We start from the raw sequence: 24,846 nt of genomic DNA, 5'->3' as shown, positions 1-24,846 counted from the left end.
GGCTTGCTGGCGAATATGGCATATCATTCACCGCTGCGGTGTCTGACCCTCTGCATTCGCCAGCAAGCCGGCTCCCACGCCTTCGGCAGAAGCCGCCATATTCGGAGTTACAACTGGGGCGTCCAGGTGATGCCAATCACCCACGTGCGGCCTTCTTCGCGATAACCGTAGTTGCTGCCATCAAAACTGTACAACGTGCGGCTGTAGCGCTTGTCCAGAGCGTTATCCAGTTTGAATTCCAGTCTCACTTCGTCACTGGCCTTCCAACTACTACGCAGCCCTAGCAGCGCGTAACCGCCGATGTTCTGCGTATTGGCTTCGTCGTTGTAACTGCTGCTCACCGCCTGCCAACTCGCGCCCACGCCGAGGCGGTCGAACTGGCGATCGAGGTCCAGATTCAGGGTTCGACGCGCGCGTCGATTCAGCGTGTGGCCGGTATCGCGGTCGCGCGGGTCGATGATCGAAGCGCCCAGCTTGCTGGTCCAGCCAAACAGTTGTTGCTCGAACGAAGCTTCAACACCGTTGATTCGCGCTGAGCCGATGTTCTGTGGGCGGAAGTCACTGTCTAGCGCAATCGCGTCTTCAAGGTCGGTGCGGTACAGCGACGCTTCCAGTTTGCTGGTCTCGCTCAGGCGGCTGCGCCATTGCACTTCGTAACTTTTTGAATGCTCGGGCTTGAGATTCGGGTTGCTGAAGTCCGGGTAATACAGATCGTTGAACGTCGGGGCGCGAAAGCCTTCGCTGTAGGACAGCAGCACATCGTTGGCGTCGTTCAACGGCACGGTCAGCGTCCCGCTCCATGTGTTCTGGCTACCGAATTGCTGGTTCTGGTCATGACGCAGACCCAGTTCAGTGGAAAAGCCGTCACCCTTGAAACGGTGCTGAATGAACGCCGCGCGGTTCCAGCGGCTGTCTTCATCGAATGCCGTGCTGCTATTGACCCGATCCTCGTACCAATCGCCGCCGAGCATCAGGCTGTTGCGCTCATCCAGCGTCAGGTCGTTCTGCCAGTTCACCGAGTCGCGGTAGGTGTTGAATACGTAGTGATCGTCGCTGAGCTTGTCGAAGGTCTTCTCGCGGTTCTCGCTGTGGCCCACCTCCAGCCGCGTTTTCCAATGCTCGTTGATGCGTGCATCGAGGTAGGTGCCGAGGCTGCTCAACTCGAAGTCGCTGTATGGCTGTTGTCCCACGCTGTCGAAGGTTACGGGGTCGAACAGGCCAAACGGGTTGTCGAACTCGGTCTTGCCTTTGTTATTCAGCGCGTTGAAACCGATTTCCACGTCATCGTTCAGCCAATGGCTCAGGTTCAGGCTATACGCCTTGTTGCGGTAGGCGTCGTGATCGGCGTCGCTGGCAAAGGACGGGCCGGTTCGGTCGATACCATCGGTTTCATCGAGGCTGGTACTGAGGTTGAAGTGGGTTTGCGTGTCGCCGCCTGACAGGCCTAGGCTGTTTTGCGTCGTGCCACGATTGCCGAAACCGGTGTGCAGCCGCGCTTGCAGGCCCTGTTCGGCGCCGCGCCGAGTGAAGATCTGAATCACGCCCCCGATGGCGTCTGCACCGTATACCACTGACCGAGAGCCGCGTAGCACTTCGACGCGTTCGACTTGATCGACGTTGAGGTACTGCAACGCGCTGTCAGCGGAGGTGGCGTTGGCAATGCGCTGGCCGTCCACCAGTACAAGGCTCTGCGCAGCTTTGGTGCCACGAATGTAAATCCCCGGCAGGCTGCCACGACCACCGCTCGGCGCTACTTGTACGCCGGGCACGCGGTTGAGCAGGTCGGTGACGCCGGTGGGTTGCAGGCGTTCGATGTCGGCGCGGGTGAAGACGGTGTTGGCGGCGGTGCTCGCGTCCCGCTGTTCGACTTGACGGTTGGCGCTGATCAGGACGTCGGGGAGTTTCAGGGCGTTTTCACGGTCCGGGAGATCGGCGAAGGCTTGGGTGGTTGGCAGTAGGGAGAACGCGAGGGCGAGACGGGATAAGGTCATATGTTCAGCGAGATGATGATCGTTCCCACGCAGTGCATGGGAACGATCATGGCTTTAGATTTTGCTCAGGCGTGCGCTGATCGACGCTTCAATCCCGTCCGCATCCAGCCCGCATTCGGCCAGCATTTGCGCCGGTTTGGCGTGTTCGACGTAAACATCCGGCAAGCCCAGGTGCAGCACGGATTTGAGAATGTTCTCCCGCGCAAGGAACTCGCTGACCGCCGCGCCTGCACCACCCATGATGGCGTTTTCTTCGATGGTCACCAGCAACTCATGGCTGGCAGCCATTTCGCGAACCAGCGCCTCATCCAGCGGTTTGACGAAGCGCATGTCGACCACGGTCGCGTCGATCTTTTCGGCGACTTTCAGTGCATCGGCCAATTGCACACCGAACACCAGCATGGCGACTTTGCTGCCTTGGCGACGCACGATGCCTTTACCGATTTCCAGCGGCTCCAGACCGCCTTCGATCACCGCGTTCGGACCAGTGCCGCGCGGATAGCGCACAGCCGCCGGGCCATTGAACAGGTGGCCGGTGCTGAGCATCTTGCGCAGTTCGTTCTCGTCGCTCGGCGTCATTACCAGCATGCCGGGGATGCAGCGCAGGTACGACAAATCGAAGCTGCCCGCGTGGGTCGGGCCGTCCTCGCCCACCAGGCCTGCGCGGTCGATGGCGAACAGCACGTCCAGATTTTGCACCGCGACGTCGTGGATCAACTGGTCGTAGCCGCGCTGCAGGAAGGTCGAATAGATCGCTACTACCGGTTTGGAGCCTTCGCAGGCCATGCCCGCCGCCAGTGTCACCGCGTGTTGCTCGGCGATGGCAACGTCGAAATAACGCTCCGGGAAACGCTCGCTGAAGGCGACCAGATCCGAACCTTCTTTCATCGCCGGGGTGATCCCGACCAGACGCTCATCAGCAGCGGCCATGTCGCACAGCCACTGGCCGAACACGCCGGAATATTTCGGACCGCTGGCCTTTTTAGGGGCCGCCGGTGCATTGACCGGGTCGAGCTTGGTGATGGCGTGGTAGCCAATCGGGTCAACTTCCGCCGGGGCGAAGCCTTTGCCTTTCTTGGTCACCACGTGCAGGAACTGCGGGCCTTTGAGGTCACGCATGTTACGCAGCGTGGCGATCAGAGTCGGCAGGTCGTGGCCGTCGATCGGGCCGATGTAGTTCCAGCCCAGCTCTTCGAACAGCGTGCCGGGCACCAGCATGCCTTTGGCGTATTCCTCGGTGCGGCGGGCGATTTCCCACGCACCCGGGAGGCGCGAGAGCACTTTCTTGCTGCCTTCTCGCATGCTGGCGTAGGTGCGGCTGGAAAGGATCTTCGCCAGATAGTTCGACAGCCCGCCGACGTTGCGCGAGATCGACATGTCGTTGTCGTTCAGGATCACCAGCATGTCGGCGTTGACTTCCGGCGCGTGGTTCAGCGCCTCGAAGGCCATGCCTGCGGTCAGTGCACCGTCGCCGATGACGGCGATCGCCTTGCGATCCTTGCCGTGCAGGCGATTGGCAATGGCCATGCCCAGTGCGGCGCTGATCGAGGTGCTGGAGTGGCCGACGCCAAAGGTGTCGTACTCGCTCTCGCTGCGGCGCGGGAAGGCGGCCACACCGCCTTTCTGGCGCAGGGTCGACATCTGCTCGCGGCGACCGGTAAGGATCTTGTGCGGATACGCCTGATGGCCGACATCCCAGACCAGCCGGTCGTCGGGGGTATCGAAGACGTAGTGCAGAGCCACGGTCAGCTCGATGACGCCAAGCCCGGCACCGAAATGCCCGCCGGTCTGGCCAACGGTGTAGAGCAGCTCCAGGCGCAGTTCGTCAGCCAGGGCTTCGAGCTCGGCTTCACCTAACCGGCGCAGGCCGTCCGGCGTCGCTGCCTTGTCGAGCAGGGGCGTGGACGGGCGCTCGCGGGGAATCTCTTTGAACGTCGTGGGCATCAGGCGAATCGTTATAAGTAAAAGACGCGGCAGTTTACCTGATGCATCGCGACCTGCCCATGAACAGCAGTCGATGGATGCTCAAATCAGCGTGCCAGAGCGGTGCAATTCGCTATAGCAGCGCGGCTTGCCGGCGGTGGCGGCCGTGAGAGCGCTGCCGCCGGCAAGCCGGACTGCTACATGGGGAGGGTGGCGATCAGTTACGCCGCTCGACGATATAACGCGCCAGCGCTCGCAGAGGTTCGGCCGCCGCGTCGAAAGGTCGCAGGGCCACCAGCGCCTGATCGCGCAGTTCCAGTGCGTAATGTTTGGCTTCTTCCAGCCCCAGCAGGGCGGGGTAGGTCGGTTTGTCTCGTGCGATATCGGCACCCTGGCGCTTGCCGAGGGTGGCGGTATCGCTTTCAACGTCGAGGATGTCGTCCTGAACCTGGAACGCCAGGCCGATGGCCCGGGCGTAAATCTGTAGCGAATCGAGCTGGACCTGGCTGGCACGACCGCTGGCCAGAGCGCCAAGTCTGACGCTGGCCTCGATCAACGCGCCGGTCTTGTGCCGGTGCATGAACTCCAGGGCTTTCTGGTCGAGCTTGAGGCCCACCGAGCCCAGATCGATCGCCTGACCACCGACCATGCCCGCCGGGCCTGCGGCGTGGGCGAGGGTGGTGACCATTTTCAGGCGGGTTTCGGCGTCCTGCGGGGTCAGCTTACTGTCGCTCAAGACGCTGAAGGCCATGGTTTGCAGACCGTCACCGGCCAGGATCGCACAGGCTTCGTCGAACGCTTTGTGAGTGGTCGGCAGGCCGCGACGCAGGTCGTCATCGTCCATCGCAGGCAAGTCGTCATGCACCAGCGAATAGGCGTGGATCAACTCCACCGCGCAGGCCGCACCGTCGGCGTGTTCAGCATTGCCACCCAGCGCTTCGCACGCGGCGTAAACCAGAAGCGGGCGCACGCGCTTGCCGCCGTTGGTGACGCTGTAGCGCATGGCTTGGTAAAGACGGGTCAATTCCGGGGCGGGGGCGTCGAACAGAGTGTCCAGCGCGGCGTTGACCCGCGCCTGGCTGAGGGCCTGATACTCGGCGATCATTCGGGCTGTTCCGCGTCGAAGGGCTCTTCAGCCAGCTCGCCATCACGCTCCAGCAACACCTGCACCTTCTGCTCGGCCTGGGCCAGTGCGCTTTGGCACTCGCGGGTCAGGCGGATACCTTGTTCGAAGGCGGTCAGGGAATCTTCCAGCGACAGCTCGCCGTTCTCCAGACGCTCGACCAGCGTTTGCAAATCCGTGAGGGACTGTTCGAAATCCAGTGCTGCTTTCTTGCGGGCCATGGCGGCTTTCCCGGTAGACGTTAAACCGGCGCGACACTAGCAGAGCGAGGGCATCGGGGCAAATGAGAGGTGCCGGATGGAAGAGGGGAGGAGGGGCGCAGACACCGATTTATCGCCAGGTACCGCACCTGTGGGAGATCTATGTTGACGGGTCAACCGCATTCGCCACCAAGGCGGCTTCCACATTGACCGCGCCAGACCCAAGCCTTTTACTCGACGCCATACCTGTGGGAGCCGGCTTGCTGGCGAAAGCGTCGGGTCAGGCACATCATCGTTGACTGACAGACCGCATTCGCCAGCAAGCCGGCTCCCACAGGGGCATGTGGCGGCTGTTACAGGTGGGTAAATACGGCCTCATTCGACAAACGTGATTTCGGCAGCTTGGCGTTGAAGTCGGTTTCGCTGCGGTAGCCCAAGGAAACCACGACCAGGCTGCTGAAACCCTTCTCGCGCAGGCCCAGTTCGGCATCCAGTTTCTTGAAGTCGAATCCTTCCATCGGCGTGGCATCCAGCTCCAGCGACGCAGCGCCCAGCAGCAGGGTGCCGAGGGCCAGGTAGGTTTGTTTTTCCATCCAGTGCTGCACGTCTTTCAGGTCGTACTTGTGCATATTCACGTAGCCACGGCGAATACCGTCCTGGCCCGCCTTGGCTTCTGGGTTGGCGAAACGGCCATCCAGCTCTTCCTGCGCCAGCACGGCGTTCAGATGCTCGTCTGTCATTTCAGTGCGGGTGCACAGCACGATCACGTGGGAGGCGTTGAGGATTTTCGCTTCGTTGTACGCGAACGCGCCCTCTGCGCCTTTGGCAACGCGGGCTTTGCCTTGCTCGTCGGACGCGACGATGAAATGCCAAGGCTGGGAGTTCACCGACGACGGGCTGTGGCGCAGTTGCTCCAGCAGGGTGTCGATGGTTTCTTGTGGGATCTTGCGGGTCGCGTCGTAAGCTTTGGTGGTGTAGCGGGATTTGGCGATGGCAGTGAGTTGCATGACGTGATTCCTGGATAAAAAAGGGGCCGACATTGCAGGGGATCGGCGCAGAAAGGCGCCGATCTTCACATGCTGTACGCCGGGTGAACAATGGGATCAGAAACTTTCCAGCACAATTTTCCCACGGGCCTTGCCGCTTTCGATCACGGCATGGGCGCGGCGCAGATTTTCAGCATTGATCGCACCGAAATGCTCGCCCAAGGTGGTTTTCAAAACGCCCTGATCGATCAACTGCGCGACGCGATTGAGCAGTTCATGCTGGGCAATCATGTCCGGGGTTTCATAGAGCGAGCGGGTGAACATCAGCTCCCAATGCAGCGACAACGCCTTGCGTTTCATGGGAACCACATCGAGTGTCTTGGGATCGTCGATGAGTGCCAGTTTGCCTTGTGGACGCAGCGCTTCGATCAGTTGCGCAAAGTAGCTGTCGGTGTGGGTCAGGCTCGCGACATGGCTGACCTGGCCGACGCCAATGGCCTCCAGTTGCGCCACTATCGGCTGGCTGTGGTCGATGACGTGATGGGCGCCAAGGCCTTTGACCCACTCTTGAGTTTCCGGGCGCGATGCGGTGCCGATCACCGTCAGCTTGGTCAGTTGGCGGGCCAGTTGAACGAGGATCGAACCCACGCCACCCCCTGCGCCGATGATCAACAGGCTGTCGCCTTCACCTTCGCCTTCTTTTACGCCGAGGCGGTCGAACAGCAGTTCCCACGCAGTAATCGAGGTCAGCGGTAGTGCGGCGGCGTGGGCGTTATCGATGGATTTCGGTTTGCGGCCAACGATGCGCTCGTCCACCAAATGGAATTCGCTGTAGTTGCCAGGGCGAGCGATGGACCCGGCATAGAAGACCTCGTCACCGGCCTTGAACAGCGTCACGTCACTGCCGGTTTCGCGAACCACGCCGACGGCGTCCCAGCCCACGACTTTAGGGGCGGTGGCGGCCGAGCCTGCCCGGACTTTGGTGTCGACCGGGTTCACGGAAATGGCCTGAACTTCGACCAACAGATCCCGAGGGCCGGGCGTCGGTTTGGGCAAGTCCATGTCCTTGAGCGCGTTTGGGTCTTCGATAGGCAGGCCGTGCTGGGTGAAGGCGATGGCTTTCATGGCGATCTCTCTGAAAAGGGAGGCTTGAGTTGCGCCTATCTTGGTCTCCTCCCGCGATGAAGAACACCGGCCTGATGCGGCAACACTTTCATGGCAGCGGTGAAAATGAATCGCATCGGACGGGGGGCAAGCGCCCTGAGCGCCGGCCCCTTGTCATCTTCAGTGCGAATGCCTTGGCTCGCCGTTTCGGGCGATGACCCGAAGGTGCAACGTGGCCGGCTCAAGGCAGCCGCCGGTAGACAACTGCCCCACCAACTGGCGATACAGTTCCTGCCACGGTGTCTGCGAGGCGGGCATCTTCGGCTCGAACCGGGCGCGGCGTTCGGCCATTTCCTCCTCACTGATCAGCACGTTGACGCTGCGGTTGTTGAGGTCCACGCGCAGGCGGTCGTTGGTTTTCAACAGCGCCAACCCACCGCCCACCGCCGCTTCCGGCGACATGTTGAGAATCGAGGGGCTGGCCGAGGTGCCGCTCTGGCGACCATCTCCAAGGCAGGGCAGCGAATCGATTCCTCGCTTGATCAGTTCGGCAGGAGGCGCCATGTTGACCACTTCGGCGCTGCCGGGGTAACCCACGGTGCCTGCGCCGCGAATCACCAGAATGCAGCGTTCGTCGATGTCCAGCGAAGGGTCGTTGATGCGCGCGTGATAGTCCTCTGGGCCTTCGAAGACAATTGCCCGTGCTTCGAAGCTGTTTTCCGCGCCGGGCTCTGACAGGTAGGTCTTGCGGAAAGCCTCGCCGACCACCGACATCTTCATGATCGCGCTGTCGAAGAAGTTGCCGCTGAGAACGATGAAACCGGCGCGGTGCTTGAGCGGGTCTTCGTAGGAGCGAATCACGTCCGCGTCATGGGTGACGGCAGCGGCCACGATCTCGCCCACCGTCTTGCCCGATACCGAATGGCAGGCCTCATGCAGCTTCCCGGCTTTCTGCAGTTCGTGCATCACGGCCGGGACGCCTCCGGCGCGATGGAAGCCTTCGCCCAGGTATTTACCCGCTGGCATACAGTTGACCAGCAGTGGAACGTCTTCACCGACGCGCTGCCAGTCGTCCAGGCTCAGTTCGACACCCATGTGCCGGGCGATGGCGATCAAGTGCGGTGGGCAGTTGCTGGATGCACCCAGGGCAGAGGCAACGGCGATGGCGTTCTCGAAGGCTTCGCGGGTCATGATCTGCGAGGGGCGGACGTCCTCGCGCACCAGGTCGCAAATGCGTTTGCCAGTCATGTAGGCCATCTGGCCACGCTCGCGATACGGCGCCGGGATGCTCGCACAGCCTGGCAACGACATGCCCAGTGCTTCTGCCAGCGCATTCATCGAAAGCGCCGTTCCCATGGTGTTGCAGTGGCCGACCGAGGGCGAAGCCGCGGTGGTCATTTCCATGAAGCCTTCATAGTTGATTTCGCCGGCCGAGAGCAGGTTGCGGGCATGCCACAGCACCGTGCCCGAGCCGATCAGTTCACCCTTGTGGCGACCGTCGAGCATCGGCCCGCCAGAGAGCACGATGGCAGGCAGGTCAGTGGTGGCGGCGGCCATCAGGCAGGCGGGCGTGGTCTTGTCGCAACCGGTGGTCAGCACCACGCCGTCGAGCGGGTAACCATGGAGAATTTCAACCAGCCCCAGATAGGCCAGGTTGCGGTCAAGCGCGGCCGTGGGGCGACGGGTCTGCTCGGCGATAGGGTGGACCGGAAACTCCATCGGAATGCCGCCGGCATCGCGAATCCCGGCCTTGACCCGCTGGGCCAATTCCAGATGGTGACGGTTGCAAGGCGTCAGGTCGCTGCCTGTCTGCGCAATCCCGATGATCGGCCGCCCGGACTGCAACTCTTCGCGGGTCAGGCCGTAGTTCATGTAGCGCTCGACATACAGCGCCGTCATGTCGGCGTGGTCTGGGTCATCAAACCATTGCTGGCTGCGCAGGGGGCGTTTCGGGGCTTCGGACATGGTTCGGGTTTCTCTTGTTATCGGGGTAACGGGCGACGCTCATCGCGCGGCGCACCGGTTATCGGCGAGGAGGGGCGTTGCGTCACAGGACTCACTGCCGCGTCAGCAAACCACGCGCCGTCAGGTTACGGAACAATGCGCCAAGACCGAACGTCCAGGACGTGGCCTGGCTGCTATGCGTCACTTCGTTGTGCAGGCTGCCCAGCAAACGGCTGCTGATGCTGACCTCGTCTCCAAGCTTGTGAGTGAAGCCGCCCCCCACGTGGTCACGGTCTTCAGTGGGCGCGAACAAGGTGCCGAGGTACAGCAGAAAACCGTCGGGATACTGGTGGTTTTCGTTGAGGGTCTGGGCGGCAATGTCTTCCGGGTCCCGGCTGATCTGCGACATGGAGCTTGAACCCTTCAGCACGTAGCCGTCACGGCCCTTGACCTGCAGGTCGACCACGCAATTGCGCACGTCGTCCATCGAAAAGGTTTCGTCGAACAGGCGGATGAACGGGCCGATCGCGCACGACGCGTTGTTGTCCTTGGCCTTGCTCAGCAGCAAGGCGCTGCGGCCTTCGAAGTCGCGCAGATTGACGTCGTTGCCCAGCGTGGCGCCGTGAATTTCCCCGCGACTGTTCACCGCGAGAACCACTTCGGGCTCAGGGTTGTTCCATTCGGATTTGGGGTGGATGCCGATCTGACTGCCGCTACCGACAGCGGCGAGTACCGGGGCCTTGGTGAAGATTTCCGCATCCGGGCCGATGCCGACTTCCAGATACTGCGACCACATTTTCTGTTCGATCAGCAGCGCTTTCAGGGCGCTCGCCTGTTCCGAGCCCGGTCGGATGCTGCGCAGGTTGTCGCCAATGATGTCATGCACGATCGCGCGCACGCTTTCGGCCTTGGTCGGGTTGCCCGCGGCTTGTTCCTCGATGACGCGCTCGATCATGCTCGCCGCAAACGTCACGCCTGCCGCCTTAATGACCTGAAGGTCAGCGGGGGCAAGGAGGAAGGGCGCATTGGCATCTGGGTGGGTGCCGGAGTTGGCCAGCAGCGCTTCGACGCTGCAGATCAGCGCGCCTTGGGTCTCGCGCACGGCCTTGAGCGGCGACGCGGATTCAAGCAATTCGCTCAGGGTGGCAAAGCGCTCGGACAGATCGAACACCCCGTCGCGACGCAGGACAACAGGCGAAGGACCGGCGACCTGACCGGGCACCCATGCGCGGCCAATCAAGGTGCCATCGAGGCCGTCGGCAGGCAGCGTGTTTTCAGGGGTGAGTCGAATTGACATGGGGCGATCCTCGGAAGTTCTTATGCTTTTGCTGCCGACCCTAGCCAGCCAACACGATAAACTCCAATGACATCTGCTCAATTATCGATAACATGGGGTTATCAAGTCCGAAGGCTGCTCACTATGTCCGACATCTCGTTCTCGACGGTCTGTAACTGGCTCAAGTTCAAGCATCTGGTGCTGATCGATACCTTGGCTCGTACGCGCAACATGCACGCGGCCGCGTTGCACATGAACCTGAGTCAGCCCGCCGTCAGCAAGATGCTTCGCGAGATCGAGCGGTTATTGGGGTTCGACCTGTTCGAGCGGCTGCCTCGCAACATGCCCCCCACCGCACTGGGGGAACATGTGGTGCGTTACGCGCAGATTGCGCTGAATGACGCCAACAAGTTTGTCGACCAGATCAGTAGCCTGCGCGAAGGCGGTCATGGCTTTCTCAAGGTCGGAGCGATTTTCGCCGCCACGGCAGTGGTGTTGCCGGATGCCATCGTGCAGTTGAAACGGCGCTGGCCGTTGCTGTCCATCGAGATCGTCGAGCAGACCAGCGATCATCTGATGGAAATGCTCGACGACAAAAAACTCGACCTCGCCGTGGCCCGTTACACCGACGAAAGCCAGCAGCAAGTGTATGACTTTCAGGCGTTGGCGCCTGAGCCGTTCTGCATGGTAGTCAACAGCCGTCACCCGCTCACCGAGCTTGAGGAGACGCCGCTTGAGGAACTGGGCAACTGGCCGTGGATTCTCTACCCGGTTGGCACGCCGATCCGTGCGCGTATGGAGCAAGCGTTCGCCAAGGCCGGCATCCCGCTGCCGCGGAACACCATCGATACCATCTCCATGCAGACGTTTTTGCAGGTGTTGCAGTCCGGCCCGATGATCGCCATGTTGCCCGCGTCGATGGCCCAGCCGCATCTGGAAGGGGGCTTGTTGAAAGTGCTCAACACGCCGCTGAAGCTGGCCCCTCAGGATTATGGAATTCTCACCCGACGCGGCGAGCCGCTGTTAGGTGCCGCCTCGGAATTCGCCAATATTCTGATCGCCAACGCAAAAATGGTCCCCCGCTAGATCAATAACCTTGGGTTATCGATCAATGGAAACATCTCATTATTCTTCATCTGTCGCTTGTCAGTACCATCCGCTCGTGTCTTGACCCCATAAAAACAACACAGGCGCAACCAGTGCCTGGAGGTCCTACCATGGCAACTGCATCTGATCGCCTGCCCGAACACTCGGGCGCCGGGCACGCCAGCTTCGAAGATCGTACCTACCGCAAGGTCATCCTGCGCATTCTCCCTGTCCTGCTGCTGTGCTACATGGCGGCGTACCTGGACCGCGTCAACATTGGTTTCGCCAAGCTGGACATGCTCAACGACCTGCAATTCAGCAACACGGTCTACGCCTTGGGCGCGAGCATTTTCTTCTGGGGCTACTTCATTTTCGAGGTGCCCAGCAACCTGCTGCTGCATCGTTTCGGCGCCCGTTTCTGGATCGCGCGAATCATGCTCAGTTGGGCCATTGTCTCGATGGCTGTGGCCTTCACCGTGCCGTTGGCGAAGTTTTTCCACATCGAGTCGGAAACCATGTTCTATGTGCTGCGCTTCTTGCTCGGCATCTGCGAAGCAGGGTTCTTCCCAGGCGTCATTCTCTACCTCAACTACTGGTTCCCGACGCGCCGTCAGAGTCGCGTGATGTCTGGCTTCCTGATGGCCATGCCGATCAGCCTGACCCTGGGGGGCGTTGTTTCCGGCTGGTTGATGACCAAGATGCAAGGCGTACAAGGCATGGCCGGTTGGCAGTGGCTGCTGATCATCGAAGGCCTTCCTTCCGTGGTCATGGCGTTCGTGGTGCTGGCGTTCATGGCGAACAATATCGATGCCGCGAAATGGCTGTCGCCGGAAGAAAAAGCCATGCTCAAGGCCAACCTGCAGCACGACAGTAAAGGCAAGGCGTCGAGCCTGCGCGAAGTCCTGTTCAATGGCCGGGTGTGGTTGTTGGTGCTGATTCTGTTGACCTTCAACACAGGCTTCTACGGTTTGGCGTTCTGGATGCCGTCGATCATTAAAAGCGCAGGCATTTCCAACCCGCTGGACATCGGCCTGTTGACTGCAATTCCCTACGGAATCGCCGTTATCGCGATGACGCTCAATGCCCGTCACTCCAACAGGACCGGTGAGCGCCGCCTGCATGCGGCGATTCCTGCGGTCATTGGCGGAATCGGCCTGATCCTCAGCGCCTACTTCGCCAACAACGTGGTGTTGTCGATCATCTTCCTCAGCGTATCCGCCTCCGGTGTGCTGAGCCTGATGCCGATCTACTGGACCCTGCCTGGCACCGTTTTGTCCGGCGTCGCCGCTGCGGCGGGGATCGGCATGATCAACGCCATCGGTAACTTGTCGGGGTTCACCGGTTCGATGATCACGGCTGTCGCCGAGAACCTCACCGGGAACATCAATAACGGGACCTACGTGCTGGGCGCGTGCCTGTTCGTCAGCGCGGGCTTGATCCTCTCGATTCCCAAGGCAATGCTCGGCAACCACAAGGTCGAAGCTTCGGAGCCTGCGGGGGCGCTCTCCAACGCCTGATTTCCGCCTGCCCCCACCTGACACCCATTGCCTGCCATCGCCAACCGCGATGGCAGGCTCGCCAATGCTTGATATACGCCCCTTTCCAGCGCTCCTAACATCGGTCCCATGTGACCCCTCGCCCCAAGCGAAATGAAGGAGAGCCCGTGAAAAACTTTCGAATCGGCCAGATCGTCCCCAGCTCCAACACCACCATGGAAACTGAAATCCCGGCGATGCTGACTTCGCGTTATGCGTTGTTTCCCGAGGAGCGTTTCACCTTTCACTCCTCGCGCATGCGCATGATGCACGTCAGCCCCGAAGAGCTGAAAAAGATGGATGTCGACAGCGACCGCTGCGCGCTGGAACTCAGCGACGCGCGGGTGGACGTCATGGCGTATGCCTGTCTGGTGGCGATCATGTGCCAGGGCGCGGGCTATCACACGGTTTCTCAGGAGCGTCTCAGCAAGACCGTTGCCGCGAATACCTCCAGCGCGCCGGTGCTGAGCTCGGCGGGCGCCCTGATCGACAGTCTGCACATGCTCGACTACAAGAAAATCGCGATCATCACCCCTTACATGAAGCCGCTGACCGCCCAGGTGATCGATTACATCGAAGCGGCGGGCATCGAAGTCGTGGACGCCATCAGCCTGGAAGTCTCGGACAACCTCGCCGTGGGGCGGCTCGACCCAATGAACCTGGTGGCGCACGCCGATAGACTGAACATCGGGCAGGCGGACGGGGTGGTGCTGTCCTGCTGCGTGCAGATGCCGTCGCTGCCGGCAATTCAAGTGGTCCAGGACCGCCTCGACAAACCGGTGTTGTCAGCCTCGGTCGCGACCGTTTACCAGATGCTGAAGACCCTTGGCCTGAAAGCCCAGGTGCCGAACGCCGGTCATCTGTTGTCCGGGGCGTTCTGACGCTGTGCCTGACGGGGTACTATGGCGGACATTCTGGCCTGCACGCCCGGTACCCCACATGAAGCTCGACCCCGTTTCGCTGCGCCTGTTCGTCAGCGTCGTTGAAGAAGGCACCATCGCCGCTGCCGCCAAGCGCGAGCACATCGCGGCGGCGGCGGTGAGCAAGCGACTCAGCGAACTGGAAGAGCTGCTAGATTCGCGTTTGCTCACGCGCACCAACAAGGGCATCACGCCGACCGACGCAGGGCTGTCGCTACTGTTCATGGCTCGCAGTGCGTTGAACAACCTCAACGAGATCGTTGTACAGATGCGCGATTACTCCCATGGGCGTCGCGGGTCGGTGCAGGTGCTGGCCAATGTCTCGGCCATTACCCAGTTCATGCCGGGGCTGATTCAGTCGTTCATGGCGCTGTACCCGCTGATCACTGTCAGTCTCGAAGAACAGCAAAGCCTTGCGATCACCAAGGCCGTGGCCGAGAACCGCGCGGATATCGGCATCTTCACGCGCCTGCCCCATGGGGCGGACATCGAAGTCTTCCCATTTCGCGCCGACCGGCTGGTGGTGCTGGTGCCCAACGGTCATCCACTGGCCGGGCGCGAGTCGGTGAGCTTCAGCGAAACCCTCGCTCACGACCACGTCACCCTGCGCAGCGGCACGCACTTGAACTTTCAGTTGATCAAGGCCGCCAACGATTTGGGGCGTTCGCTGAAAATCCGCATGGAAGTGTCCAGTTACGACGCGCTCTGTCTGATGGTTCAGGCGGGAGTGGGGGTCGGCATCATGCCGGAGGGGAGCGTGGCGATTTACAAGCTCAACGGTGCCCGTGCCGTGAACCTGAGTGATGACTGGGCCAGCCGTGAACTGAGCGTTTGCGTAAGATCGCGGCAGGGATTATCCAGCGCTGCGCTGTTGTTCCTCGACCACATCCTGGCGTCGCCTCTGGTCCCGCCGGTAGCGACGGAATGAGGCTTATCGCCGGAAGCGATCAGGAACCGTAAGCGGCTCCTGATCGCGAAGCCCTTCTCTACATCGCAGTGCGGAAGATTTCCTCGATCTGCTCCTGAGTCGCAGGGCGCGGGTTGGTGAAGCCGCAGGCATCTTTCATGGCGTTGGCCGCCAGCGTCGGGATGTCATCGGATTTGGCGCCCAGTTCGGTCAGGCCGGCCGGAATGCCGATGTCGCCAGACAGCTTGCGGATGGCCGCGATGGCCGCGGCCGCGCCCTGGGTGTCGTCCAGGCGCTGGGTGTCGATGCCCATCGCCGCTGCCACGTCTTTCAGGCGTGCTGGACAGACACTGGCGTTGAAACTCTCTACATGGGGCAGCAACACCGCGTTGCACACGCCGTGGGGCAAATCGTAGAAACCGCCCAATTGGTGGGCCATCGCGTGCACATAACCGAGCGAGGCATTGTTGAAGGCCATGCCGGCGAGGAACTGTGCGTATGCCATGTTTTCTCGCGCAGGCATGTCACTGCCATTGGCCACCGCGGTGCGCAGGTTGGCGGAAATCAGCTCTACCGCTTTGAGCGCGCAGGCGTCGGTGATCGGCGTGGCCGCCGTGGAGACGTAGGCCTCAATGGCATGGGTCAGCGCGTCCATGCCGGTGGCAGCGGTCAGCCCTTTGGGCATCGCCGCCATCAAGGAGGGGTCGTTGACGGACAGCAAGGGCGTGACGTTGCGGTCCACGATTGCCATTTTCACATGACGGGTTTCATCGGTGATGATGCAGAAGCGCGTCATTTCGCTGGCCGTGCCGGCAGTGGTATTGATCGCGATCAATGGCAGCTGCGGCCTGGCCGATTGATCCACCCCTTCGTAGTCACTGATTTCCCCGCCGTTCGCCGCCACCAGCGCGATGCCTTTGGCACAGTCATGAGGCGAGCCGCCGCCTAGGGAGATGATGAAATCAGCACCGCTGGCCTTGAGCTGTTTCAGGCCATTTTCCACGTTGCTGACGGTCGGGTTCGGCTTGGCACCGTCGAAAATCGTGGCATTGATGTCCTGCTCGCGCAGCAGACCGGCCACCTTGTCGGCCACCCCTGCCTTGGCCAGCCCTGCGTCGGTGACGATCAGCGCGTGACGAAAACCATATTTGCGAATCGCATCGACCGCCTCACCGAGACTGCCGATACCCATCATGTTCACGGACGGAATGAAGAACGTGCTGCTCATTGACTGATCCTCTTTCTTATCATTGTTGGCTTCGGCCGGGTGGCCGGAGGGGTACTCATCGAGACAGGACCATCCTAGGCGCCACGGGAACGGGGCTAAATGGTTCTTTGGAGGGGGCAAGCGGGGGTCTTTGGTCGTAGTGGCGCGGCGGGGTTGTGATCTCTGGACGAGGCACTGCGCGCAAGGGCGAATAGGCAGCGCTCATTAAAAAGCCGGCTTGTGGCCGGCTTCTCGGTGACAGGTTTGGCGAGTTTTTGGCTCACCGTACCCATCCGCAAAAGTGCGCGCTGCAGGCAGGCGCTTGTGAGGTAGACGTGACGGGCCGAGGGCCGGTGTCAGGTCGGTCACCCTTCGGCGGGTAGCCAACGGGTGGTGAAACGAAGGCGTGCAGGATACGCATGTTCATGGCATCTGCCCAGCCCGGGTGCGCTGCCTTTTGTCCTTTTCCTTGGGGATCAAGGCATTGTTGCGGGATGACGGCGGTTGTTGAGGGTGGACCACCAGAAGATCCAGCCAAGGATGTGGATATGTTGTTCCTGTATCTGTTCTGCGCTGAAGATTTCGTCGGGGTATTCGCCTGCATTGTGGCTGCGCAGGCGCAGGCCCCCGCCGGGCAGGCGGTAAAGGTATTTCACGCGCAGCATGCCGTCGTGTTCCAGCGCATACATTTCGCCGTCGATGACGAGCACGCGTCCGCGGTCGATGCCGATGAGCGAGCCGTCCTGGATTTTGTCGGCCATGCTGTTGCCGACCATGGCCACGCAGATGGCGTTGTGCAATTCGACGTCCATGGCCGCGAGCACGCGCCTGGCCAGACGCACTTTTTGATGGGGCGCTTCACTGACGGCGGTTCGGCCTGGGGTTTGGGTGGGCAGCTCTGTGTAGAGCGGCATCTCCAGCTCTTCGCGATCGGGGAGGCGTTCGCCTCGCGGTTTCGCTGCGCCGTCTGCACTGTGTTTTTCGCGACCTTCTCCGGGGTGTTTGGGGCCATCGCCGCTGCGCAGCCAACGCACGTTGACGCTCAGCAGTTCGGCGACTTCTTCCATGCGTGCCATGGGAATGCCGCGCTTGAACCAGTTGTTCACATGTTGCGGCGTTACCTTTCGGTTGGCGGCGAAGTCTGTTGCGGAGAGATGGCACTCCCGCAGAAGGACGCGTAGTCGATCACCTGATGTATTCATGGGCCGAAGTTTACGTGCCGTTCAACTTCGTTTAAATGAACGAAGTGTTCAAATGCGCGCAACATCAAACTTGCCTTTGGCGATAGGGACTACAGTGTTCGCTCATGGGTGTAGGGTAATTCTTGAGTTATTGATCTTTCGTCAACAATGCCAAAAAGCATTTGCACCACAATGAGTTGGATAAATTTGAGGAGTGTAAGTGAGTTGGCGTAGGTCTCTCGCAACCTGCATTAATGAGTTGTTGCGCAAAGAGCCAAGGCGGTCGACGAGAATAAACAGATTGTTTGGTGTGGCGTAAATTTAAACGCCTGGAGTGCGAAGGGAATGAAAATAAAGAGGGTGTCGCAGAGAAAGGGGAGCGGCCTTCGAAGCGTCAGGCGCTTCGAAGGCTGCGAACCGGATCAGCCTTTGTAGGCAGCAACCGATTTGGTAATGGCTTCGCGAGCGGCGTCCGCGCCAGCCCAGCCTTCGATCTTCACCCATTTGCCTTTTTCGAGGTCTTTGTAGTTCTCGAAGAAGTGCTCGATCTGTTTGATCAGCAGTTCAGGCAGGTCGGTGTATTCCTTCACGTCGACGTACAGTTGGGACAGTTTGTCGTGAGGAACGGCCAGAACTTTGGCATCGCCGCCGCCGTCGTCGGTCATGTTCAGCACGCCCACTGGACGAGCGCGGATGACGGAGCCAGGCGCGACCGGGTAAGGGGTCACGACCAGAACGTCGAGGGGATCACCGTCGTCGGCCAGGGTGTTCGGGATGAAACCGTAGTTGGCCGGGTAGAACATCGGGGTGGCCATGAAACGGTCAACGAACAGGCAGTCGCTATCTTTGTCGATTTCGTACTTGATCGGCGCGTGGTTGGCCGGGATTTCGATTGCGACGTAGATGTCGTTCGGCAGGTCTTTGCCAGCCGGAATCTTGCTGTAGCTCATTGGGCTTTGCCCCCTTGGTTGACCATTCAGAATCTGGCGCGGAACGCCAAAAAGTGGGCCGGATTATAGGCATATTTGGTAAGCGTTACCATGTACGCCGATCAGCCCTGAACGTTGGTAGGAGTCGAATAGACCGGATTATTGGCCTGAAGTGCCGTCAGGCGCGCTAGAGGGTCCTGGCGGTAAAACGCTTTGAGCTGCGCGTACACCTGAGGATAAGCCTCGACCAGCAGATCCGGGGCGCTGAAGAAGTATTCACTGGTGACTGCAAAGAACTCGGCAGGGTTTTCCGCCGCGTAGGGATCGATAGCGGTTTCGGCGTCAGGGTCGGCGTCCAACTGGCGGTTGAGGTCATCGAAGGCGCTTTGCATGGCGCTGGCCCAGTCGGCAATGCGCATGTCGTTGTGCAGAGGCGGCAGTCCGTTGGCGTCGCCATTGAGCATGTCGAGCTTGTGCGCCAACTCATGGATCACCAGGTTGTAGGCTTCCCAGCCGCCGCTCGACAGCACACCGGGCCAGGCGAGGATGACCGGGCCTTGCAACCAGGCCTCGCCGCTGTGTTCGCCGTCCCATTCATGCTCGATCCCGCTGGCGTCACGGTGCCGTTGCGGACTGATGAAGTCATCGCCATAGAGGATGATTTCGTGAAAGCCCTGATACCAGTTCAGATCGCCCAAGGCCAATAGCGGCAATTGGGCCTGTGCCGCGAGGAACAGACGCGACTCGTCATCGAGTTCGACGCCTTCCAGTGCGGTCAGGTGTTTGGACTGCAAAAACAGTACGCAGCTATCGAGCAGGTAGCGATCCTCGTCGGGACTGAGACCGTCGAGGATCGGCAGACGCTCACGCACCCGGTCCCACAGCGCAGGGTCGACCGGGTTGCGTGCCAGCGTACGGCGTTTGAGCCAGCCGCTCAGCGACCACCCCTTCAAGAACATGGCTCAGCGCGCGGTGGCGGAACGGCCCATGCGGCTGCGAACCAGTCCGATGATCATCGGCAGCAGCGACAGCAGAATGATTGCCAGTACCAGCAGGGTGAGGTTTTTCTTGATGAACGGAATGTTGCCGAAGAAGTAGCCAAGGGTGACCAGACCGCCGACCCACAGGATCGAACCCAGTACGCTGAAACCCAGAAAACGCAGGTACGGCATCTTGCCCAGACCCGCCACGAACGGCGCGAAGGTGCGGATGATCGGCAGGAAGCGCGCCAGCGTCACGGTCTTGCCGCCATGACGCTCATAGAACTCGTGGGTCTTGGTCAGGTAATCGCGGCGAAAGATTTTCGAGTTGGGGTTCTTGAACAGCTTGTCGCCAACCGTTCGCCCAATTACGTAGTTGGTGCTGTCGCCGATGATCGCGGCAGCCATCAGCAGGCAGCCCAACAGCACAGGGTCCATGCCGCCGCCTGCGGCTACGGCACCCGCGATGAACAACAGCGAATCACCCGGCAGAAACGGCGTCACTACCAGACCCGTTTCACAGAAAATCACCAGAAACAGGATCGCGTAGACCCAGGTGCCGTAGTTGGTCACCAGCATGTCGAGGTAGACATCGAGGTGAAGAATGAGGTCAAGCGGGTTGAAATCCATGTACGGCACCTGATTGAGAGACCCGGGGCGGGTCACGAGCGGGGTCGGAGAGAACGGCTAATGAGGGCCGCATTATAGAGGGAAGAAACGAGATGTTGCTGGGGGCGGTATCTGAAATGAAACATTTGGTATTGAAGGCATGGAACACCGAGCCTTCGTAGGAGTGAGCTTGCTCGCGAACGGTGCATCAGTGGCAATTGGTCTGACTGACACACCGCTATCGCGAGCAAGCTCACTCCTACAGGTTTGAAGGATGGCTCAATTAATCGGCAAGACGTAGTTCTTGAACTGCGTGTCCTCCTTGAACCCTATCGACTCGTACACTTTTTGCGCCACTTCATTATTGGCGCTAGTGGACACGCGCATGCGCACGGCCTGGGTTTCGCGGGCCATCTTCTTGGCTTTTTGCATCAGGTGATCAGCCACCAGTTGGCGGCGGGCGTCTTCGGCGACGTAGATGTCGTTGAGGATCCACACACGTTTGAGCGAAAGGGACGAATAGCTGGGGTAGAGCTGACAGAAACCCAGCAGTCTGCTGTCGTCATCGTCCGGGAATGCGAGGTAAATGACCGACTCTTCGCGCTTCAGGCGTTTTTCCAGAAAGCCTCGGGAGGAGTCCGGGTAGGGAAGCTCGCCATAGAACTCGCGGTATTTGACGAACAGCGGGGTCAACAGGTCCAGGTGCTCCAGAGTGGCTTGGATGATCCGCATGGTTGGGCCTCAGCTTCATTGTGCAATGCATGAAAGGGGGAGGACGCGACTGGCACGGGGACAGACGATTTCGACTGTGCCTAAGCGGTTTAGAAAGCGCAATCCAAAAGCAGTTTTCAGACGACATGGACCCGCTGTGGGAGATTCTATGGTGGCTGGACAGCCTTTTTGCCACCAAGGCGGCTCCCACAAAGTCGGCGCCAATCGCAAATCCATGGGCAGACACATCACTGTGGGAGCCGCCTTGGTGGCGAAGACGGAGTGTCAGTCGACATCTGTGTGTCTGGTCTATCGCTTTCGCCAGCAAGCCGGCTCCCACAAAACGATGCATACGATCCAATAAAAACGGCCTCCGAAGAGGCCGTCGTTTGACGCGCCAGCGCTGAATCAGAAGAAGCCCAGCGGATTGATGTCGTAGCTCACCAGCAGGTTTTTGGTCTGTTGGTAGTGCTCAAGTGCGACTTTGTGGGTTTCACGGCCGACACCGGACTTCTTGTAACCGCCGAATGCAGCGTGCGCTGGATACAGGTGATAGCAGTTAGTCCACACGCGACCGGCCTTGATGGCACGGCCTACGCGGTAGGCACGGTTGATGTCGCGGGTCCACACGCCCGCGCCCAGGCCGAACTCGGTGTCGTTGGCGATGGCAATGGCTTCGGCTTCATCTTTGAAGGTCGTCACGCTGACCACCGGGCCAAAGATTTCCTCCTGGAACACGCGCATCCTGTTGTTGCCTTTGAGCAGCGTCGGCTGGATGTAATAGCCGGTCGCCAGATCGCCCTGCAGTTTTTCCACCTTGCCACCGGTCAGCAGCTCGGCGCCTTCGCCCTGCGCGATGTCGAGGTAGGAGAGGATCTTGTCGAACTGTTGCTGCGATGCCTGAGCGCCGACCATGGTGTCGGTGTCCAGCGGGTCGCCGCGTTTGATCTTCAGGACCTTCTTCATCACCGCTTCCATGAATTGCGGGTAGATCGATTCCTGAACCAGGCAGCGCGAAGGGCAGGTGCAGACTTCGCCCTGGTTGAAGAACGCCAGCACCACGCCTTCTGCCGCCTTCTCGATGAACTCGGGTTCCGCGCTCATCACGTCTTCGAAGTAGATGTTCGGAGATTTGCCGCCCAACTCAACGGTGGACGGAATGATGCTGTCCGCTGCCAGTTTCATGATGTGCGAACCGACCGGGGTGGAACCGGTGAAGGCGATTTTGGCAATGCGCTTGCTGCTGGCCAGCGCTTCACCGGCTTCGCGGCCGTAACCTTGCACGATGTTGAGCACGCCTTTTGGCAGCAGATCGCCGATCAGTTCCACCAGCACGCTGATGCCCAGCGGTGTTTGCTCGGCGGGTTTGAGTACCACGCAGTTACCGGCTGCCAGTGCAGGGGCGAGTTTCCAGGCGGCCATCAGGATCGGGAAGTTCCACGGGATGATCTGGCCGACCACGCCCAGCGGCTCGTGGATGTGATACGCCACGGTGCCTTCGTTGATTTCAGCGGCGGTGCCTTCCTGAGCACGCAACGCGCCTGCGAAATAGCGGAAGTGATCGACCGCCAACGGGATGTCTGCGTTCAGCGTTTCACGCACGGCCTTGCCGTTGTCCCACGTTTCGGTCACGGCCAGCAGTTCGAGGTTTTGCTCGATGCGGTCAGCAATTTTCAGCAGGGTCAGCGAGCGTTCCTGAACGGAAGTTTTACCCCACGCGTCGGCAGCGGCGTGGGCAGCATCCAGGGCTTTATCGATGTCTTCGGCAGTGGAGCGAGGAAATTCGGCGATCAGCTTGCCGGTGATCGGCGAAGTGTTTTCAAAGTATTGGCCTTTGACCGGAGGCACGAATTCGCCACCGATGTAGTTGCCGTATTTGGCCTTGAAGGTAACGATCGAGCCTTCAGTACCGGGATGGGCATAACGCATGGTGAATATCTCCTTGCTCTTGTGATTGTGTGGGGATAACGCGCTGCTGCGCTTGATGAAAGCGTAGAGCAAAGCGCGGGCCACTGCCGTCCGGTGCCCGGTTTATAAGGGCTTTGTCGATTTTTCAGACGTTTGGCGGATGTCCTTGTGCCAGTGCTGGCGCAGCCTGAGTGACACTTTGTATCGAATGTGGGACAGCGGATCGGATTGCGCCTTTGGAAGCATTGCAATGGCGAAGGGTGAAGAGGATGCTGGTCAGCAACGCAGCAGGGGGAAGAATAAAAAGTGCCCAGCAATCACCTGACTCGACATGCCCAACAGGTCCTGACCGTCGCCCAAGGCAAGGCTCATCATCGTTACGGCCCCGGTGCCGACCCGTCCATCGCTCGGTCGTGGACGCGCTGTCTTGAGGACTACCACCTCGACCCCGCTCAACCCATGGCGCCCACGGTGCTGGAACACGCGCGAGTGCTGGAAAGTCGCGAGCGCCTGCAACAAGTGCTGAGCATCGCGGGCGGGGAAATGAACAGCCTGCATCAACAGCTTTCGGGCGGGCATGCGGTGCTGCTGACCGATGATCGCGGCGTGATCCTCAACTGTGTCACCGAACCCGGCGAGCGGCGGATTTTCGAGCGCGCTGGCCTGTGGCTCGGTGCGGACTGGAGCGAGTCGCGGGAGGGCACCAACGGCATAGGCACCTGCCTGGTGGAGCGGCAGTCGGTGACCATTCATCGCGACGAACACTTTCGCGGGCGGCATACGGGGCTCACGTGCTCGGCCAGCCCGGTCTTCGATCCCCATGGCGATCTGCTGGCAGTGCTCGACGTCTCATCGGCCCGCCATGACGTCTCCCGGCAAAGCCAGTTCCACACCATGGCGCTGGTGAACCTCTCGGCCAAGATGATTGAAAGCAGTTATTTCCTGCGGCATTTCGACGATCAATGGCTGCTGCGTTTTCATTTGCAGGCCGGATCGGTCGGGCTGTTCAGTGAGGGTTTGCTGGCCTTTGATGGCGAGGGGCGAGTCAGTGCGCTGAACCAGAGTGCGCTGAACCTGCTGAGCCTGGGCCGTGCCAACTTGATTGGGCAGCCGGTCGAGGCGTTGTTCGAGTGTTCGCTGGACGACCTGCTGAGCCGGGCGTCTCCCCACCCTGCCGCCAGCTGGCCACTGAGAACGCGCGATGGGCGCGGATTCTTCGCTGTGCTGCGTGGGCAAGCACTGCATGCGCCGAAAGTCTTTTCTACCCCTGTTGGCAGCAAGCCCGTTGCGCCCGCAGCGTTGAACGGCATTTGTCTGGGCGATTCCGCGCTGCAAACCGATTTCCGTCGCGCGCTGAAGGTCTTCGAGCGAGATGTACCGTTGTTGATCAATGGCGAGACCGGGTCCGGCAAGGAAGCATTCGCCAAGGCGGTGCATCAGGCCAGTCAGCGCGCGCGCAAGCCGTTTGTGGCGCTCAACTGCGCGGCGATTCCGGAAAGCCTGATCGAGAGCGAACTGTTCGGTTATCGCGGTGGCAGTTTTACCGGTGCACGCAAGGAGGGCATGCGCGGCAAGTTGCAGCAGGCCGATGGCGGGACACTGTTCCTTGATGAAATCGGCGACATGCCCGTGGCCCTGCAAACCCGATTGCTGCGCGTTTTAGAGGATCGGCTGGTGGTGCCGATTGGCGGTGAACCTCAGTCAGTGGACGTGCGAATCATCAGCGCGACACACCGGAATTTGCTTGGGCGGGTAGAGAACGGCGGTTTCCGCGAAGACCTTTATTACCGGCTCAACGGTCTGGAGGTCGCGTTGCCGCCGTTGCGCGAGCGCAGCGACAAGTCGCAGTTGCTGGACTTTTTATTGGAAGAAGAGGCGGGTGGGCATCCGGTCGTGATCGAGCCGGACGCCAGGCAAACGCTGCTGGACTTCAACTGGCCGGGCAATGTGCGGCAGATGCGCAATGTGTTACGAACGCTGGCTGCGCTGTGTGAGGAAAACCGGATTGGCTTGTCGGATTTGCCCCATGTCATTCGCCAGAAGGCTGCTCCTATAAAAGAAGCAGCGCCCGATTCTCCGTTGGAGTGCGCCGAGCGTTCAGCCTTGATCGAAGTCCTTGAAGCGCAGCGCTGGCACATGACCCATGTGGCGCAGGAACTGGGCGTGAGCCGCAATACGCTCTATAGAAAGCTGCGCAAGCATGGAATCGCCCGGTAGTGCTGCGCACGGGATCTATTTGTGGGAGCCGGCTTGCTGGCGAATGCGGTGGGCCAGAGATGTTAGTGCCGCCTGACACACCGCATTCGCCAGCAAGCCGGCTCCCACA

The 24,846-nt window shown here is 60.5% G+C and carries 20 protein-coding genes; 5 read left to right on the top strand and 15 right to left on the bottom strand.

What is annotated here, in order from left to right:
- Positions 1 to 107: 107 nt before the first annotated feature.
- The 8 genes from ACI5GA_RS13330 to ACI5GA_RS13295 form a co-directional block, all read right to left on the bottom strand.
- Positions 108 to 1,991, bottom strand: a complete 1,884-nt coding sequence (locus ACI5GA_RS13330; protein WP_404634287.1) for a TonB-dependent receptor domain-containing protein — start codon at positions 1,989 to 1,991, stop codon at positions 108 to 110.
- Between the two features lie 54 nt (positions 1,992 to 2,045).
- Positions 2,046 to 3,935, bottom strand: coding sequence for a 1-deoxy-D-xylulose-5-phosphate synthase (gene dxs / locus ACI5GA_RS13325; RefSeq protein WP_421422979.1), 1,890 nt, complete (start codon positions 3,933 to 3,935; stop codon positions 2,046 to 2,048).
- A gap of 196 nt (positions 3,936 to 4,131) precedes the next feature.
- The gene (gene ispA, locus ACI5GA_RS13320) at positions 4,132 to 5,019 is read right to left on the bottom strand and encodes a (2E,6E)-farnesyl diphosphate synthase (RefSeq protein ID WP_404634283.1); all 888 of its coding nucleotides are present in this window, start codon (positions 5,017 to 5,019) and stop codon (positions 4,132 to 4,134) included.
- Positions 5,016 to 5,258, bottom strand: coding sequence for an exodeoxyribonuclease VII small subunit (locus ACI5GA_RS13315; protein ID WP_062384761.1), 243 nt, complete (start codon positions 5,256 to 5,258; stop codon positions 5,016 to 5,018). The genes ispA and ACI5GA_RS13315 overlap by 4 nt, the downstream gene beginning before the upstream one ends.
- Positions 5,259 to 5,590: 332 nt before the next feature.
- Positions 5,591 to 6,244 (bottom strand): oxygen-insensitive NAD(P)H nitroreductase, encoded by a 654-nt coding sequence (gene nfsB, locus ACI5GA_RS13310; protein WP_421422977.1) that lies wholly within the window; start codon positions 6,242 to 6,244, stop codon positions 5,591 to 5,593.
- 96 nt (positions 6,245 to 6,340) lie between these two features.
- The gene (locus tag ACI5GA_RS13305; RefSeq protein WP_404634279.1) at positions 6,341 to 7,348 is read right to left on the bottom strand and encodes a zinc-binding alcohol dehydrogenase family protein; all 1,008 of its coding nucleotides are present in this window, start codon (positions 7,346 to 7,348) and stop codon (positions 6,341 to 6,343) included.
- A 159-nt stretch (positions 7,349 to 7,507) separates the two neighbouring features.
- A complete protein-coding gene (locus tag ACI5GA_RS13300; protein ID WP_404634277.1) occupies positions 7,508 to 9,292 on the bottom strand; it encodes an IlvD/Edd family dehydratase in 1,785 nt (594 codons plus the stop codon).
- A 91-nt stretch (positions 9,293 to 9,383) separates the two neighbouring features.
- Complete coding sequence (locus tag ACI5GA_RS13295) at positions 9,384 to 10,568, bottom strand: fumarylacetoacetate hydrolase family protein (protein ID WP_421422976.1); 1,185 nt, start codon at positions 10,566 to 10,568, stop codon at positions 9,384 to 9,386.
- Positions 10,569 to 10,691: 123 nt separating this feature from the next.
- Here ACI5GA_RS13295 and ACI5GA_RS13290 point away from each other — a divergent pair, with 123 nt between their 5' ends.
- The 4 genes from ACI5GA_RS13290 (at position 10,692) to ACI5GA_RS13275 (ending at position 15,016) form a co-directional block, all read left to right on the top strand.
- Positions 10,692 to 11,633 carry a LysR family transcriptional regulator gene (locus tag ACI5GA_RS13290; protein WP_404634273.1) on the top strand — a complete coding sequence of 314 codons (942 nt, stop codon included), beginning with the start codon at positions 10,692 to 10,694 and terminating at the stop codon, positions 11,631 to 11,633.
- Positions 11,634 to 11,764: 131 nt separating this feature from the next.
- Positions 11,765 to 13,150, top strand: coding sequence for an MFS transporter (locus ACI5GA_RS13285; protein ID WP_279894261.1), 1,386 nt, complete (start codon positions 11,765 to 11,767; stop codon positions 13,148 to 13,150).
- A gap of 146 nt (positions 13,151 to 13,296) precedes the next feature.
- Entirely contained in the window at positions 13,297 to 14,049 is a 753-nt protein-coding gene (locus tag ACI5GA_RS13280) for a maleate cis-trans isomerase family protein (protein WP_108239539.1), read from the top strand.
- A 58-nt stretch (positions 14,050 to 14,107) separates the two neighbouring features.
- On the top strand, positions 14,108 to 15,016 hold the full coding sequence (locus ACI5GA_RS13275) for a LysR family transcriptional regulator (protein ID WP_421422975.1): 909 nt from the start codon (positions 14,108 to 14,110) through the stop codon (positions 15,014 to 15,016).
- 58 nt (positions 15,017 to 15,074) lie between these two features.
- On the opposite strand, the gene yiaY is transcribed toward ACI5GA_RS13275, so the two are convergent.
- The 7 genes from yiaY to exaC all read right to left on the bottom strand — a co-directional run bounded on the left by yiaY (position 15,075) and on the right by exaC (position 22,541).
- Positions 15,075 to 16,223 carry an L-threonine dehydrogenase gene (yiaY, locus tag ACI5GA_RS13270; RefSeq protein ID WP_404634267.1) on the bottom strand — a complete coding sequence of 383 codons (1,149 nt, stop codon included), beginning with the start codon at positions 16,221 to 16,223 and terminating at the stop codon, positions 15,075 to 15,077.
- Positions 16,224 to 16,678: 455 nt separating this feature from the next.
- Entirely contained in the window at positions 16,679 to 17,404 is a 726-nt protein-coding gene (locus tag ACI5GA_RS13265; protein ID WP_404634265.1) for a LexA family transcriptional regulator, read from the bottom strand.
- 401 nt (positions 17,405 to 17,805) lie between these two features.
- Entirely contained in the window at positions 17,806 to 18,333 is a 528-nt protein-coding gene (gene ppa, locus ACI5GA_RS13260; protein ID WP_404634263.1) for an inorganic diphosphatase, read from the bottom strand.
- A 101-nt stretch (positions 18,334 to 18,434) separates the two neighbouring features.
- Complete coding sequence (locus tag ACI5GA_RS13255) at positions 18,435 to 19,271, bottom strand: zinc-dependent peptidase (protein ID WP_421422974.1); 837 nt, start codon at positions 19,269 to 19,271, stop codon at positions 18,435 to 18,437.
- 3 nt (positions 19,272 to 19,274) lie between these two features.
- Positions 19,275 to 19,922 carry a DedA family protein gene (locus tag ACI5GA_RS13250; protein ID WP_404634259.1) on the bottom strand — a complete coding sequence of 216 codons (648 nt, stop codon included), beginning with the start codon at positions 19,920 to 19,922 and terminating at the stop codon, positions 19,275 to 19,277.
- 258 nt (positions 19,923 to 20,180) lie between these two features.
- Positions 20,181 to 20,633, bottom strand: a complete 453-nt coding sequence (locus ACI5GA_RS13245) for a GNAT family N-acetyltransferase (protein WP_404634257.1) — start codon at positions 20,631 to 20,633, stop codon at positions 20,181 to 20,183.
- Positions 20,634 to 21,020: 387 nt separating this feature from the next.
- Positions 21,021 to 22,541, bottom strand: coding sequence for an acetaldehyde dehydrogenase ExaC (gene exaC / locus ACI5GA_RS13240; protein WP_421422972.1), 1,521 nt, complete (start codon positions 22,539 to 22,541; stop codon positions 21,021 to 21,023).
- A gap of 285 nt (positions 22,542 to 22,826) precedes the next feature.
- On the opposite strand from exaC, the gene ACI5GA_RS13235 reads away from it, so the two are divergent.
- On the top strand, positions 22,827 to 24,737 hold the full coding sequence (locus ACI5GA_RS13235; RefSeq protein ID WP_421422971.1) for a sigma-54-dependent Fis family transcriptional regulator: 1,911 nt from the start codon (positions 22,827 to 22,829) through the stop codon (positions 24,735 to 24,737).
- Positions 24,738 to 24,846 lie beyond the last annotated feature (109 nt).

Origin of the sequence: Pseudomonas sp. Pseu.R1 (assembly GCF_045764065.1) — a bacterium.
Taxonomy (GTDB): Bacteria; Pseudomonadota; Gammaproteobacteria; order Pseudomonadales; family Pseudomonadaceae; genus Aquipseudomonas.
This window is presented reverse-complemented; position numbering and strand designations above follow the sequence as displayed.